The 14,203-nt window shown below is 62.3% G+C and carries 11 protein-coding genes and 2 pseudogenes; 3 read left to right on the top strand and 10 right to left on the bottom strand.

Annotation, left to right across the window (positions count from 1 at the left end; genetic code table 11):
- Positions 1 to 51 precede the first annotated feature (51 nt).
- Complete coding sequence (ltrA, locus tag DBO86_RS06945) at positions 52 to 1,557, bottom strand: group II intron reverse transcriptase/maturase (protein WP_046622612.1); 1,506 nt, start codon at positions 1,555 to 1,557, stop codon at positions 52 to 54.
- Between the two features lie 604 nt (positions 1,558 to 2,161).
- Positions 2,162 to 2,683: pseudogene (locus DBO86_RS06940) on the bottom strand (IS5-like element ISPre1 family transposase); the annotation flags it as partial.
- 127 nt (positions 2,684 to 2,810) lie between these two features.
- Between DBO86_RS06940 and DBO86_RS06935 the strand changes: the two are divergent.
- The 3 genes and pseudogenes from DBO86_RS06935 to DBO86_RS06925 all read left to right on the top strand — a co-directional run.
- Positions 2,811 to 3,443 (top strand): inovirus Gp2 family protein, encoded by a 633-nt coding sequence (locus DBO86_RS06935; RefSeq protein ID WP_244185521.1) that lies wholly within the window; start codon positions 2,811 to 2,813, stop codon positions 3,441 to 3,443.
- Positions 3,444 to 3,577: 134 nt separating this feature from the next.
- On the top strand, positions 3,578 to 3,823 hold the full coding sequence (locus tag DBO86_RS06930; protein ID WP_108233319.1) for a type II toxin-antitoxin system prevent-host-death family antitoxin: 246 nt from the start codon (positions 3,578 to 3,580) through the stop codon (positions 3,821 to 3,823).
- Positions 3,813 to 3,983, top strand: a pseudogene (locus tag DBO86_RS06925) (type II toxin-antitoxin system RelE family toxin); the annotation flags it as partial. The gene DBO86_RS06930 and the pseudogene DBO86_RS06925, both read left to right, overlap by 11 nt.
- Before the next feature lie 388 nt (positions 3,984 to 4,371).
- On the opposite strand, the gene DBO86_RS06920 reads toward DBO86_RS06925, so the two are convergent.
- From DBO86_RS06920 to phaC, 8 genes are all read right to left on the bottom strand, one after another.
- Positions 4,372 to 4,554 (bottom strand): hypothetical protein, encoded by a 183-nt coding sequence (locus DBO86_RS06920; protein WP_108233318.1) that lies wholly within the window; start codon positions 4,552 to 4,554, stop codon positions 4,372 to 4,374.
- Between the two features lie 147 nt (positions 4,555 to 4,701).
- Positions 4,702 to 4,917, bottom strand: coding sequence for a YgdI/YgdR family lipoprotein (locus tag DBO86_RS06915; protein WP_108233317.1), 216 nt, complete (start codon positions 4,915 to 4,917; stop codon positions 4,702 to 4,704).
- Between the two features lie 25 nt (positions 4,918 to 4,942).
- Positions 4,943 to 6,412: a TolC family outer membrane protein gene (locus DBO86_RS06910; RefSeq protein ID WP_167399106.1), complete on the bottom strand. Its 1,470-nt coding sequence runs from the start codon at positions 6,410 to 6,412 to the stop codon at positions 4,943 to 4,945.
- A 47-nt stretch (positions 6,413 to 6,459) separates the two neighbouring features.
- Positions 6,460 to 7,575: an ABC transporter permease gene (locus tag DBO86_RS06905; RefSeq protein WP_108233316.1), complete on the bottom strand. Its 1,116-nt coding sequence runs from the start codon at positions 7,573 to 7,575 to the stop codon at positions 6,460 to 6,462.
- A gap of 1 nt (position 7,576) precedes the next feature.
- Positions 7,577 to 10,297 (bottom strand): ribosome-associated ATPase/putative transporter RbbA, encoded by a 2,721-nt coding sequence (rbbA, locus tag DBO86_RS06900; protein WP_108233315.1) that lies wholly within the window; start codon positions 10,295 to 10,297, stop codon positions 7,577 to 7,579.
- Entirely contained in the window at positions 10,294 to 11,370 is a 1,077-nt protein-coding gene (locus DBO86_RS06895) for an HlyD family secretion protein (RefSeq protein ID WP_180984458.1), read from the bottom strand. Before DBO86_RS06895 ends, rbbA begins: the two co-directional genes overlap by 4 nt.
- 5 nt (positions 11,371 to 11,375) lie before the next feature.
- Positions 11,376 to 12,338 (bottom strand): ketoacyl-ACP synthase III, encoded by a 963-nt coding sequence (locus DBO86_RS06890; RefSeq protein WP_108233314.1) that lies wholly within the window; start codon positions 12,336 to 12,338, stop codon positions 11,376 to 11,378.
- Positions 12,339 to 12,409: 71 nt separating this feature from the next.
- Entirely contained in the window at positions 12,410 to 14,119 is a 1,710-nt protein-coding gene (gene phaC / locus DBO86_RS06885) for a class I poly(R)-hydroxyalkanoic acid synthase (protein ID WP_108233313.1), read from the bottom strand.
- Positions 14,120 to 14,203: the final 84 nt, after the last annotated feature.

Below are 14,203 nucleotides of genomic sequence, written 5' to 3'. Positions count from 1 at the left end.
CCACCCCTGTCTCCCCTAAGAACCGTACGTGAGAGTCACCCCTCATACGGCTCAAGCCTTCCAGCAGCCTGAGTAAGACTGGGTAACCTGACGATGCGCTCTTCGGCGCTCAAGGTAAAACGTCCATGCTGGATCGAACGGGTTCGCTGCACTGCATATTTTGATATGCCGCACAATCGAAACACTGGCGGCGGCATACAGCCAAGCAGGTTGACTCAAGCCGCGCGCTTTCTCCTGGGTGGCGAAAGCCCAGTGCCGTTGACCTACGACACGAAAGTAGCGTTGTTTTACCCAATGGGCATTTTTCATGGCGTGCCGACGAACTGCCCAGCGCCATAACACTTGCCAAATCTGATGGTCGATCCAAGCGAAACGCTTGGCGGCGACAACATGGCGATGATACATGGCCCATCCTCGGATCACCGGATTCAGGGTCAAGATCAAGTTAGCTTGAGTCGCCGTCTTGTTTGCGTTTGCGATTTCCCTCACCTTATCCAGCAATGCCTTCACACTCTTGCGAGCCGGTGTAATGAGCAGCTTGCCGGCGTACTTGCGTACGTTTTGGCCGAGAAAATCGAAGCCTTGTGAGATATGCGTTATCTGAGTCTTTTCATCAGAGAGTTCCAGTCCACGCTGTTTCAGGAACGCCTCAATTGCAGGACGAACCTGATGTTGCAGAACAGCTTGCGTGGCCCCTGTGATGATGAAGTCATCGGCATATCGTACGACGTGTATCTTGAATGGCTTACGCTTGCGCGCTGTCGAAGCCACGCTTGCATGGACGACATCTTCCAGGCCATCCAGCGTCCAATTCGCAAGTACCGGAGAGATGATTCCCCCTTGCGGGGTTCCTGCCTCCGTTGCGAACAAGGCTCCCTGATCGACATACCCCGCTCGAAGCCATTTGCGCAGAACCACCTTATCCATGGGCACGTTGGTGAGCAGCCAATCGTGACTGATATTGTCGAAACAGCCTCGAATGTCAGCTTCCAGTACCCAATGCGCCGAACCACGTTTCGCCAGTGCATTGAAGCAATGTGCGATTGCATCGGCAGTGGATCGCTGCGGCCGAAATCCATAGGAGTTGGGGTCTGCACGCGTTTCGGCAACCGGCTCAAGTGCCAGTTTCCACAGCGCCTGCATCGCACGATCCCGCATCGTTGGAATTCCCAGCGGACGCTTCTTGCCATTGCTTTTGGGTATGTAGATGCGTCTCAGCGGTTGAGGCCGATAGCCCCGATGCTGTAACGCTTGTGCTCCCGTCGATTTAGCCACCGGAGTCGACCAGATCTTGCCATCAACGCCCGGTGTTCTCTTGCCTCTGTTTTCCGTCACTCGTTTCACGGCCAACAGTTTGCCGCTAAACGAGCGAGTCAGCAGTCGTTGCAAGGCTTGCACCTTGCCCCACCTGCCTTCTCGTGTTGCCTTGGCGATACGTACCTGGAGTCGTTTCACTTGCGACTCGATCTGGTTCCAGTGTTGGGGCCAGGCCGATATGAAGTTCGAAGGCGCACCAATGCTCGCCGTTGCTTGCGCATTGGGTGCGAACACTGCCATCTGCTTTCCTCCGTACAACGATTGATCAGGTTTTCTCGCCATGGAAGACCGTGTGGAAGTCTGCTCGCTTTCGCGCCAGATGATGTTTCAATCTGTATTCACCCCATTACAGGGTGACCTTCGCTTTTTCCACATTCCTTTACCCGCAGCATCAACAGCTTGCTTTACAGCTCACCTGCCGAAATCGGCAACGCTACGGGCTTACCCTGTTCCGCATGGATTTCCGAACGGGTCGGGCTCCTCGATTTCGCCGGCGGCACCACATCCACGAGGGGCTATCGGTAAGAGCCCCTGCCTGGCCGCGCACCTTTTGGTTCAAGCCTGTCAGCATCTTTGGCTTGGCTACTATGACGACGTTTATATGAGATTCACTTGTGTTAGCCGTACCCGTTCATCCCTAGCACCTCTCCGCCTTGATGCTGGCAGATTCAGTCTGGCCTCGCGGTTCGACCTACCGAAATATCGGCGGTTACATTGTCCCCAGAGCTTCAGACCCGGCTGTTGCCGGCCACGCCTGTCTGGGTAGGGAACGAGTGGTGGAACAGTCGGTTCCGTCGGGCGTTAACCTGCGGAACAGAAACCCATGCGACTTTCAGGTCGCACTGCCAAAGTAATACTGGTTGCCCTTCTTGGTCTGGTGCATCTCTGGGTCGCGCTTGCCGTCTTTGTTCTTGGTCGAACTCGGCGCATTGATCAGCGTGGCATCGACGATGGTGCCTTGGCGCAGCGACAGGCCACGGTCACCCAGGTAGCCATTGATCACGGCCAGGATGCCAGCAGCCAGTTCGTGTTTCTCCAGCAGGCGACGGAAGTTGAGGATGGTGGTTTCGTCGGGGATACGCTCCAGGCTCAGCCCCGCGAACTGCCGCAGGATGGTGGTCTCGTACAGTGCCTCCTCCATCGCTGGATCGCTATAACCGAACCAGTTTTGCATTAGATGAACCCGCAGCATTGCCATCAACGGGTACGCCGGACGGCCACCTTCACCCTTGGGGTAATGCGGCTCGATCAGGGCAATCAACCCCTTCCACGGCACCACCCGATCCATCTCGATCAGGAACAGCTCTTTGCGGGTCTGCTTGCGCTTGCCGGCGTACTCGGCATCGGCGAAGGTCATCTGCTTCATCAGAAAACTCGGTGGGTGGCGTTCGGCTATTTTGCCAAAATCAGAAAGTCTTTTTCAGACTGTCCTTAACAATACCGATACCAATCAACGCTTCCCACTCCGTCACCCTGCCAATCCCAACCTCCATTTGCACTACGACGACACCTTTGAAGGCTTTCACTTGATGAGTGAGAAGGGGCCTTTCATTCGTGAGCATTTGTCTGATCTCAAGCACACCATCGAGCTGACTTTGGCTGAGTATCCGAGGGTCTTGGCCTTCAGAGTGGACCTCCGTCTGCCTCAGGGTGTCGAGCTACCCGACTACGCCTATACGAACCAGGTCATCAGCCGGTTCTTTGAATCGTTCACGAAGAAGATCAAGTACCACCAGGAGAGGGTAGCTGAGCATGGCTACTCGCGTGGCTGCAAAGTACGGTACGTCTGGTCGAGGGAAATCGGTCAGGGGGGCCGGCAGCATTATCATCTGCTAATCCTGTTGAACCGCGATGCCTACTACACGCTAGGGCGCTTGGGTTCAGAGCGGGTGAATATGATCAGCCGTATACAAACGTCTTGGGCAGGTGCGCTGGGGCTGCCAGCCGACCAGGTGAGGGGGTTGGTGCACATCCCGAAGGATGCTGAGTACCGAATCGATCGTGAAGTCCGTCGAGATGGGAACGATGAGCTGCCTGCGCTGTTTTATCGGGCCAGCTATCTCTGCAAGACTGCCACGAAATCTTACGGGGACCGCCAGCGAAGCTTCGATAGCAGCAGTGGGTAAGCGTGTAGCTGAGTCATCCAAAAGCGGATGGTTTCGAGCGCTCATTGGTGAATTCGAAATAAAGCACTCATGCTTGGCGCCTTGCTATGTCGGTGCTATAAGACCAAAATAAAGACCTTAAATGGAGTCATAGTATGCAAAGTGTGTTGGCCGATGTCGCCGTCAGCGTTTCTGAACTGAAGAAAAACCCATCCGGGATTCTGGCCGGCGCTGGGGGTATGCCGGTCGCGGTTCTCAACCACAATCGCGTGATGGGCTACATTGTGCCTGCAGAGCTGTACGAGGAGATGATGGAGCGCCTGGATGATCTGGAGCTGATGGAGGTGGTTAAAGCCCGCTCTGGAGAGAAGGGCATCCCGGTGGGTCTGGATGACTTATAAGCTTGAATTCCTGCCTTCCGCGCTCAAGGAATGGAAGAAGCTCGGTCATACGGTGCGCGAACAGGCCAAGAAAAAGCTCCGTGAGCGTCTTGAGGCGCCAAAAGTCCAGGCTGATGCGCTGAGGGATATGCCTGGGCACTACAAGATCAAGCTGCGTACACCTGCTCCCGACCTAACGAAGATCAAGCTTAAGAGGGTCGCCATCCACCCCGATGAACCCAGTAGCCATGTCATCAAGTCGGCTCTAGAGCTTTTAACAGAGCGCAGCCCGCCTCATGCAGGTCAGGCAGCATCCTTCGTGGAGTCTCTTGTCATGAAGATTTCACCTCTGGGCCGACACACCGATACGTGCTCATCTTTCGATGACCTTGTGAGGCAGCGTGGGTTCTCGCGGCAGGAGTTTATGTCTGCGCTCGGTGCGCTTGAGACCGTCCCGGACCATTCTGCCTATCTAAATGACTGGCTTACTCAACTGCAGAGTGAGGGCATGGACTTCATGGAGGTAACAGCTATCCGCGCACAAGCTGCCAGAGTCGTGCGAGAGCAGCTTACGGGAGCAGCCCTACCCAGGATGCGCTGAGGTTGCCGGTAGTGAGCACGTCGCCACGGCGCAGCGCCAGGTAGTCGTCATTCTTGATGGCGTTGACCTTGACCCCGGCGCAGCCGGATAGGCAGAGCGCCGAGAAGATGAATAGCCAGAAGCGTGATGCGGATAAAAAGGAGCGGGGCACGAAGGTTCTCTAGGAATGCTGGGGGGACAATCTGAATGCATGGATGGGTCCCGAAGTGCGGGCATCGATCAGCCGAAGGCCAAGATCATGCCATCTCGATGGCGGTGTCAGGCGTGCTTGCCGTCCCGCCATCGAGACCTGGCAAGGTTACAGCTCCTTGATGGTCCGAACCTGATCCTTGTTGAGGCGCTGGAGCTTGCCGTCCGGTTGCTTGAACTCGTAGAAACCGCTCTTGGCGTCGTATTCGGGAGTATCCAGGGTCTGGATTTCACGGCCGTCGTTGAGCACGATCACCGATGGCGTCGAGCAGCCGGCCAGTAGGCCGAGAGCCAGGAATGTGGTGGTGAGGAGAGGCTTTTTCATGTCTGTGCTCCATTGAGTGCAGGCTTTACAGGGAGGGGGTAGCGTTTCGCTGCAACTGGATATCCGGAGGCAGGAAGTCTCGATCCGGGTCGTAGTCGGGCTTCAGGTAGGTGGCCAGCTCCTGCAAGTCGCCCGGGTTGAGCGTGCCGGCGGCCTGTTTCAGGCGCAGGTTGTCGAGGATGTAGTCGTAGCGCGCGTCGTTGTAGTCGCGTACGGCCGCGTACAGGCGGCGCTGGGTGTCGAGCACGTCGACGATGTTGCGGGTGCCGACCTGGTAGCCGATCTCCGTGGCTTCCAGGGCGCTCTGGTTGGAAATGATCGACTGCCGGCGCGCCTGTACCTGTTCGATATCGGTATTCACCGCCCGATGCAGATTGCGGGTGGCCTCGACCACCTGCCGGCGCAGGCTTTCGCGTTGCTGTTCGCTCTGGCTGAGCTGGTGATAGGCCTCGCGGCTCTGCGAGCTGGTCAGGCCGCCGCTGTAGAGCGGAATGTTCAGCTGCAGGCCGATGCTGCGCTGCTCGACGTCGCCGGTATAGCGTGGGTAACCCGTAAAGACTTCATCCGTGCCGGTGTTGGTAAAGCCCAGCGCGTCGTTGTCACCCTTGCGGTAGGACGCCACTGCATCGAGGGTCGGCGCATGGCCGGCACGGCGCTGGCGCAGGGTCTGCTCGGCCGCGGTCACCGCATGATTCACCGCCAGCAGGTTGAGGTTCTGCTGCGTGGCGGTATCGACCCAGGCCTTGGCATCGTTCGGCGTCGGCGCCAGTACCGGCAGGGTGTGGCGGATGCCTTCCAGGGCGATGTATTCACGGTTGGTCAGGGTGAACAGCGCCTGGAAGGCGTCATCCACCTGGCGTTGGGCGATGGAGCGGTTGGCGCGTGCGGTATCGAAGCCGGCCTGGGCTTCGAGCACGTCGGTACGGTCGGACAGGCCGACTTCGAAGCGCTCGTTGGCCTGGTCCAGCTGGCGCTTGAACGCGGCCTCCTCGGCCTTCACCGCGGCCAGGTTGTCCTGCGCGCGCAGCACCGCGAAGTAGGCCTGGGCGCTCTGCAGGATCAGGTCCTGCTCGGCGATCGAATATTCCAGCGCCGCCTGCTCGCCGACGGCTTCGGCGGCCTTGAGCTGGAACCAGCGGTCGGCGCGGAAGATCGGCTGGCTCAGGGTGGCCTGGTAGGCGGTGCCGCTGCGCGACAGCGAGGTCGAGCCGATGCTGGTGTCCACGTCGGTCTCGGTATCGCTCAGTTCGGCGCCGGCGCTGAGGTTGGGCAATAGTCCCGCCCGCGCCTGGGGCACGACTTCCTGGCGGGCACGGAACTGCGCGCGGGCCGCGGCCAGATCGGCGTTGTTGTTGACGGCTTGCTGATAGACGCTGACCAGGTCGGTCTTGCTGGCGAGCGGAGCGGGGCTGTCCGCCCAGGCCGCTCCGGCGGAGATGGCGGCCAGGGTCAGGCCCGGTAAAAGAAATCGGGATCGGGTGTTTTGCGATTGCACGTCAAGTCCTTTCAAGGGTTGAAGATGATCACTCCGTTGTTTCTGCACTAGCGAAGCGACTTGCGCAGCCGGGACAACGCGCCAAGGAAGAAAGCCGTACCGATTGCCGCCAGCGCCAGTAACTGCGGCCAGACCACCGTGATGCCGGCACTGCGGAACAGGATGGCCTGGGCCAGCTCGACGAAATGCGTGGTGGGGGCGACCAGCATGATGTGCTGCACCGCCTCGGGCATGCTCTCGCGAGGCGTCATGCCGCCGGAGAGAATCTGCAGCGGCATCAGCACCAGGATGCTCAGCAGGCCCAGTTGCGGCATCGAACGGGCCACGGTGCCGAAGAAGATGCCCATCGAGGTGGTGGCGAACAGGTGCAGCGCCGCGCCCAGCAGGAACAGGCCGATGGAGCCGTGGATGGGGACCTCCAGCCAGCCTTCGACGACGAAGCGCAGGGCGATGGCCGAGGCGGCGAGAACCACCAGCCCCATCGACCAGACCTTGGCCGCCATGATCTCGAACGGCGTGATGGGCATCACCAGCAGGTGCTCGATGGTGCCGTGCTCGCGCTCGCGAATGAGCGCCGCACCGGTGAGGATGATCGAGAGCATGGTGATCTGGTTGATCACCTCGTTCACCGCGCCGAACCAGGAGCGCACCAGGTTGGGGTTGTATTTCATGTGCACCACGGCCTCGACCGGTTGCGCCTGCCCGCCTCGGTAGCGCGCGACGAATTCGCTGACTTCGTCGGCGATGATCTGCTGGATGTGTCCGGCGCCGGTGAACGCCTGGGTGATCGCAGTGGCGTCGACGTTGAGCTGGATCACCGGCGTGCGGCCGGCCAGCAGTTCCTGCTGGAAGTCCGGCGGGATGTTCAGGGTGAAGGTGTAGAGCCCGGCGTCCATACCCCGATCCATCTCGTCCAGGTCGATGTGCCTGGGAGGCAGGAAGTAGGGCATCTGGAAGGCCGAAACGATGCGGTTGGAGGCTTGCGAGCGGTCTTCGTCGATGACGCCGATGGTGGCACGGTACGGCGCTTCCGGCACGCCGGTGGCGCTGGAGTAGATGCCGAGGGTGAAGGCGTAGACGATCAACAGCAGCAGCGCCGGATCGCGGTACAGGCTGCGCAGTTCCTTGATGCCCAGTTGCAGAATGTTGCTCAGGCCGCGCATGTCATTTCTCCTGCTTCTTCAGGCCCGCGACGCAGAGCGCCAGGAGCACGGGGATGGTCAGCAGCAGGGGGATGAAATATTGGTAGAGCTCGTCCAGCCCCAGGTTTTTCGAGAACACGCCGCGGCTGATGATCAGGAAATGGCTGGTCGGGTAGACCTGGCCAATGAAGGCGCCCGCGCCCTCCATGGCCGAGACCGGGTGGATCAGCCCGGAGAACTGCGCGGCGGGCAGCAGCGTGGCGATGGCTGTGCCGAAGATCGCGGCGATCTGGCTGTTGAGTATCGACGACATCAGCAGGCCCAGGCCGGTGGCGCAGAATACGTAGAGCAGGGCGCCGAGGGTCAGGGTCGGCAGGCTGCCCTTGACCGGAACATCGAACACGAAGACCGCCAGCGCCACCAGCAGGAAGAAGTTGATCATGCCCAGGGCCACGTAGGGCAACTGCTTGCCGAGCAGGAATTCCAGGCGGGTGACCGGAGTGACGTAGAAGTTGGTGATCGAGCCCAGCTCCTTCTCGCGCACCACGCCGAGGGCGGTGAGCATCGCCGGGATCATCATCAGCAGCAGCGGGATCATCGCCGGCGCCATGGCCGGCAGGCTCTGCACGTCGGGGTTGTAGCGGTAGCGCAGGGCAACCTCGGCCCGCTCGCCGGAGACCTGCTGGCCGGTAAGGCGCAGCAGGTCTTCCAGGTAGCCCTGGTGGATGCCCTTGACGTAGCCGTTGATGGTGTCGGAACGAGTCGGCATGGCACCGTCGATCCAGAAGCCGACCTGCGGGCTGGCGCCGCGCTTGAGGTCGCGGCCGAAGTTCGGGGGGATTTCCACCGCCAGGCTGATGTCGCCACTGCGCATACGTCGGTCGAGCTCCTCGTAGCTATGCAACGGAGGCTTCTCGACGAAATAGCGCGAGCCGGCGATATTCAGCGCGTAGGCCTGGCTGGTGGTGGTCTGGTCGCGGTCGAGCACCGCATAGGTCAGGTCCTCGACGTCCAGGCTGATGCCGTACCCCATGATGAACATCAGCAGCACGGTGCCGAGCAGGGCCAGGGTGGCGCGGATCGGGTCGCGACGGATTTCCATCGACTCGCGCTGGGCATAGCTGTACAGACGGCGCAGGCTGAAGCGCGATTTCAGGTCCGCGCCGTGGCCGAACTCGCTGACGGCAGGCGCCTCCCCGGTCCCGGCGTCGTCTTCCACGACGTCCTTCAGGTAGGCGATGAAGGTTTCTTCCAGACTGTCCAGGCCGCGCTTGGCCATCAGCCCCCGTGGCGTGTCGCTGTCCAGCACGCGGCCGGCGTGCATCATCGACATGCGGTCGCAGCGTAGCGCCTCGTTCATGAAGTGGGTGGAAATGAAGATGGTCACGCCATCCTCGCGCGACAACTTGATCAGCAGTTTCCAGAAGCCGTCGCGGGCTATTGGGTCGACCCCCGAGGTGGGTTCGTCGAGGATCAGGATCTCCGGGGAATGGATCACCGCCACCGCCAGCGACAGGCGCTGGCGTACGCCCAGAGGCAGATCGCCGGGCAACTGTTCGGCGACGCCGTGCAGGTCGAACTCATCGAGCATTTCCTCGATTCGCGCGTCGCGCCGTTCGAGCGGGATGTGAAACAGCCGGGCATGCAGGTCGAGGTTCTGGCGCACGCTCAGTTCGCTGTACAGCGAGAAGGCCTGGGACATGTAGCCGACCCGCCGGCGGGTATCGATGTCGCGGGTGTCGACCGGCTGGCCGAATAGCGCACAGGTACCCTCGGTGGCCGGCAGCAGCCCGGTGAGCATCTTCATGGTGGTGGACTTGCCGCAGCCGTTGGAGCCGAGGAAGCCGAAGATCTCCCCGCGCTCGATGCGGAAGTCCACGTGGTCGACGGCGACGAAGTCGCCGAAGCGGCAGGTCAGACCGTGGGCCTCGATGGCGATGGCCGCTTCGCCTTCGCTGGCCGGACGCGGCGGAATCACCAGGGCGTGGTGGCCGCGGCGCTTTTCCTCCGGGAGCAGGGCGATGAAGGCCGCTTCGAGGTTGTCGCTGGCGGTGCGTTCGAGCAGTTCGGCCGGTGTGCCGGTATCCAGCACCTGTCCGTCGTCCATGGCCACCAGCCAGTCGAAGCGCTGGGCTTCGTCCATGTAGGCGGTGGCGACGATCACGCTCATGCCGGGGCGGCGCTGGCGAATGCGATCGATCAGGTCCCAGAACTGATTGCGCGCCAGCGGGTCGACCCCGGTGGTGGGCTCGTCGAGGATCAGCAGGTCGGGATCGTGGATCAGCGCGCAGCACAGCCCGAGCTTCTGTTTCATGCCGCCGGACAGCTTGCCCGCAGGACGCTCGGTGAACGGCGCCAGGCCGGTGCTGTGGGTCAGCTCGGCGATCCGTGCCTTGCGCTCCTCGGCGTCCTGGCCGAACAGGCGGCCGAAGAAGTCGAGGTTTTCGAACACCGTCAGCGTCGGGTAGAGGTTCTTGCCCAGGCCCTGGGGCATGTAGGCGATGCGCGGGCAGACCGCGCGGCGGTGCTGGCGCGAGGCCATGTCGCCGCCGAGCGCCTCGACCGTGCCTTCCTGGATGCGCCGGGCGCCGGACACCAGCGCCAGCAGGCTCGACTTGCCGACACCGTCCGGGCCGATCAGGCCGATCATGCGCCCGGCGGGAATCTCCAGGTCGACACCCTCCAGAGCCCGGGTTTCCTTGTAGCGCAGGTTCACGCCGGCGAGGCGGGCTACGAGCGTCATCGGGAAATCCGGTTATGCAGGTGTTCAGGCCATTCGGCCGTGGCATCCAGCTTCAGGTAGGCCATGCCCGGCACGCCGGTCTTGACCTGCTCCAGATGGCTACGCAGTAGCTCGGGATCGATGCGCGCCTTGATCCGGAACATCAGTTTCTCGCGTTCGCTGGCGGTTTCCACGGTCTTCGGCGTGAATTGAGCGACGCTGGCGACGTAGGAGACCCGGGCGGGAATGACGTAGCCCGGGATGGCGTCGAGTACCAGGCGCGTCTCGGTGCCCAGGGCCACCCGGCCGGCCTGTTCGGTGGGCAGGAACAGGGTCATGTAGACGTCGTTCAGATCGACCAGGTTGAGTACCTTGCCGCCAGCGCCGAGCACTTCGCCGGGCTGGCTGATGCGGTACTGCACGCGGCCGGTGCGCGGGGCCTTGAGCAGGCTGTCGTCGATGTCCGCCTGCAGCCGCTCGACGCTGGCCTGGGCCGCCTCCAGCGCCGAGTGCGCCTCGATGACCTGCGATTCGGCCGCCTCGATACCGGCCTGGGCCGAGAGGACCTGGGCGCGGGCGGCCGCCAGGGAGGCCTGGGCACTCTGCAGGCCAGCGAGGTCGTCGTCCAACTGTTGCTGCGGCAGGGCGTTGCGCTTGACCAGTACCGCCGTGCGGTCGTGGCGCTTGCGCGCGGCGGTCAGCTCGGCCTGGCGCTGGCTGACCACCGCCTCGGCGGTGGTTTTCTCGCTCATGCGCAGGGCGACCTGGGCATTGGCGGTGCGGATGGCGTTTTCCGCCTGGCGCATCTGTGCCCGGGCCTGGCTCACTTGCGCTTCCAGCACCTGAGTGTCCATGCGCGCCAGCACCTGGCCGACCTCGACGAAGTCTCCCTCGTCCACCAGCACCTCGGCGAGACGGCCGGCCAGCTTGGCGGCGACGTCCACCTCGGTCGCCTCGATGCGCCCATTGCCACTGGCAAAACCGTCACCCAGCCCGTTCGGGCGTAACTCCAGCCAGGCCACAACGGCCGCGCCGGCCAGAATCACGGCCGCGATGAAAATCCTGGCCAGTTTCTTTTTCGTTTTCACGTCCATGCTCGTCACTTTCTCCCCTCTTCATTCGATGCCGCAGGGCATGTGTTGCGCACCAGCACCGCGGATCCCCAGGACAGGCCCACGCCGAAGCCGCTGATGACCAGGTTTCTCCAGTTCGGAGCGTCGGCGTAGCGTTCCAGCAGAAGAGGGATGGTGGACGAAACCGTATTGCCCACCCCGCACAGATCCTTGATGGCCTTGCCGCCGTTCTCGCCCAGGTTGCGGACGAGCAGGTCGATAATGGTTGCGCTGCCCTGGTGCAGGAGAATGGCGTCCACCGTATCCAGCGTCAGGCCTGCCAGTTGCAGCACTTCTTCGATCTGCGGAACGACGCGTGTGCCGGCGAAATCGAGCACCGCACGGCCGTTCATGCGAAACAGGCCTTTCTTGCGCACCAGGTGTTCGGCGCCGCCGCCATCGGTGCCGAACCGAACCGGACCCAGCTTCCAGATCGGGTCCTCGCCGATCCAGGTCGCCGTGGCCGCATCGCCGAACAGCAGGGCAGTGGGACGGTCGCTGCGATCGACGATTTTCGAGTAGGGGTCGGCGGTGACCAGTACACCGTTCTTCAGGTTCGCCGCCTCCATGAGACCCTTGAGCACGTAGAGGCCATAGACGAAACCCGAGCATCCCAGGGATACATCGAGGCAGGCGGTATGCCTGGGAAGACCGAGCTTGTGCTGGGCGATGGCCGAGGTATGGGGCAACCCTTCAGCGTCCCCGTTCTGCGTGACCACCACCAGCGCTTCGATGGCATCCAGCCGCAGGGCGGGACTCTTCGCCAACAGGTTGCGCACGGCGGCTACGCAGAGGTCCGATGTCTCCTCGGCTGCGTCCTTCAGGGCAAGCGTGCCCGTGCCGATCTTGGCCATGACGAAGGCTTCGTCCCGCTCGAAGAGAGCAGCCTGGACGAGGTTGTCGATCCGCCCTGCGGGGATATAGCTGGCGATACCTTTGATTCCGATCATGCGAGTGTTTCCACCGGTTGGTCTGAGTGCATACAGGCGGCTGGCGCCGGGTCACAAGCGTGTCGAGGGCGCTACCCTTGGCCGCGAACGTAACGTCCCGGCGCCGGTTCCAGAGGGGGGTATTCGGCACTGCCGGGTGCCGCCGGCGCTGGCTGGCGCTCTCCAGCACGAGCCGCCAGCCAGGCGAACCAATCGTTCCACCAACTGCCGGCGTGTTGTTCTGCCTGGGCGAACCACTGATCCGCCTCCTGGGGTGTCTGCTCGTGGCTCCAGTAATGGCGTTTGCCCCTGGCCGGCGGGTTGATCACTCCGGCGATGTGACCGGAGGCGCCGAGGACGAAGCGGCAGGGGCCGCTCAGCAGGGCGGCGCTGGCGTAGGCGCTGCGCCAGGGCACGATGTGGTCGTCCTGGGTGCCGAGGATGTAGGCGGGTGCCGCGACGCTTCGTAGATCCAGCTTGACGCCGCAAAGCTCCAGCTCGCCGGATTTCAGGTCGTTCTGCAGGTAGGTGTGGCGCAGGTACCAGCAGTACATGGGGCCGGGCAGGTTGGTGCTGTCGTTGTTCCAGAACAGCAGGTCCAGCGCGGACGGCTTCTGGCCCTTGAGGTACTTGTCGACGTGGTAGTTCCACCACAGCTCGTTGGGGCGCAGCAGGGAAAAGGTGTTGCCCATGTCCTCGCCACGAAACAGCCCGGTGGGGCCTCCCCGGCCGCCGATGGTGCGCTCGCGGTAGGCGACCATCTGCTCGTCGATGAACACGTCGATCTGGCCGGTATCCAGGTAGTCGAGAAAGGTCGCCAGCAGGCTCAGGCTGGCGACGTCCCGGTCGCCGCGGGCGGCGAGTACCGCCAGGGCGCTGACCAGCAGGGTCCCGCCGATGCAGAAGCCCACGCAATTGAGCCGTCGTTCGCCGGTGATCGCACGGACCACCCGCAGCGCGGCGATAACGCCATCCTGGATCAGGTCGTCCATTCTCAGGCTGGATTGTTCCTGGCCGAAGTTGCGCCAGGACATCAGGAACACCGGGTGGCCTGCTTCCAGCAGGTGGCGCACCACGGAGTTCTCTGGGCGCAGGTCGAGGATGTAGTACTTGTTGATCGCCGGCGGGACGATGAAAAGGGGCGTCCGGAACTGGGTCTCGCTCAGTGGGCGGTACTGGATCAACTGGAAGATGTCGTTCTCGAATACCACCTCGCCAGGCGTGACGGCCAGATCGACACCCACCTCGAAGTCGCCGGCGTCGCACTGGCGCAACTTGCCTTCCCGCAGATCGTCGAGCAGATGGAGGGCGCCGGTGAACAGGCTGGCGCCGCCGGTTTCCGCCAGTTGCTGCAGGGCGTCGGGGTTGCTCGGCAGGAAGTTACTCGGCGCACAGGCGGCGATGGCTTGTTCGACCAAGTAGTTCAGCCGTTTGCGTGGCTTTTCCAGGTCGATGGGCAACAGGGCCGCCAGCTTGAGCATATAGCTGGAGTTGAGCAGGTAGAAGGCGGCCATCGAGCCGAATAGCGGTTCGTGCCAGTTGGTGCTGGCGAAACGCCGGTCGCTGAAATCGAACGGCTGCTGGGCCAGTAGTTGCTTGCCCAGAGCGAACCATTCCTGTTGATAGTCGAGCTGAAGGCGTTCGATCTGCTCGGGCGGCACCTCGAACCAGCTGCTCTGGTCGTAGTCGGCGAACCAGGGGCTCTGCGCCATCCACAGGCGCAGTTGCTGCAGGACCAGGCTGGCGGCGAATGGCGTCTGGCCCGACCAGTAGCTATTGAAGGTATGCGTATTGCTGTCCATGGACTGCCGGGTGTCCTGTGATCGAGTGAAAAGAATGAAGCCCTGTCCTTGCGCCATGCGTTCGGGCCGGGGAGTGCGCTCGCG

This window comes from Ectopseudomonas oleovorans (assembly GCF_003052605.1).
GTDB lineage: Bacteria > Pseudomonadota > Gammaproteobacteria > Pseudomonadales > Pseudomonadaceae > Aquipseudomonas > Aquipseudomonas oleovorans_A.
This window is presented reverse-complemented; position numbering and strand designations above follow the sequence as displayed.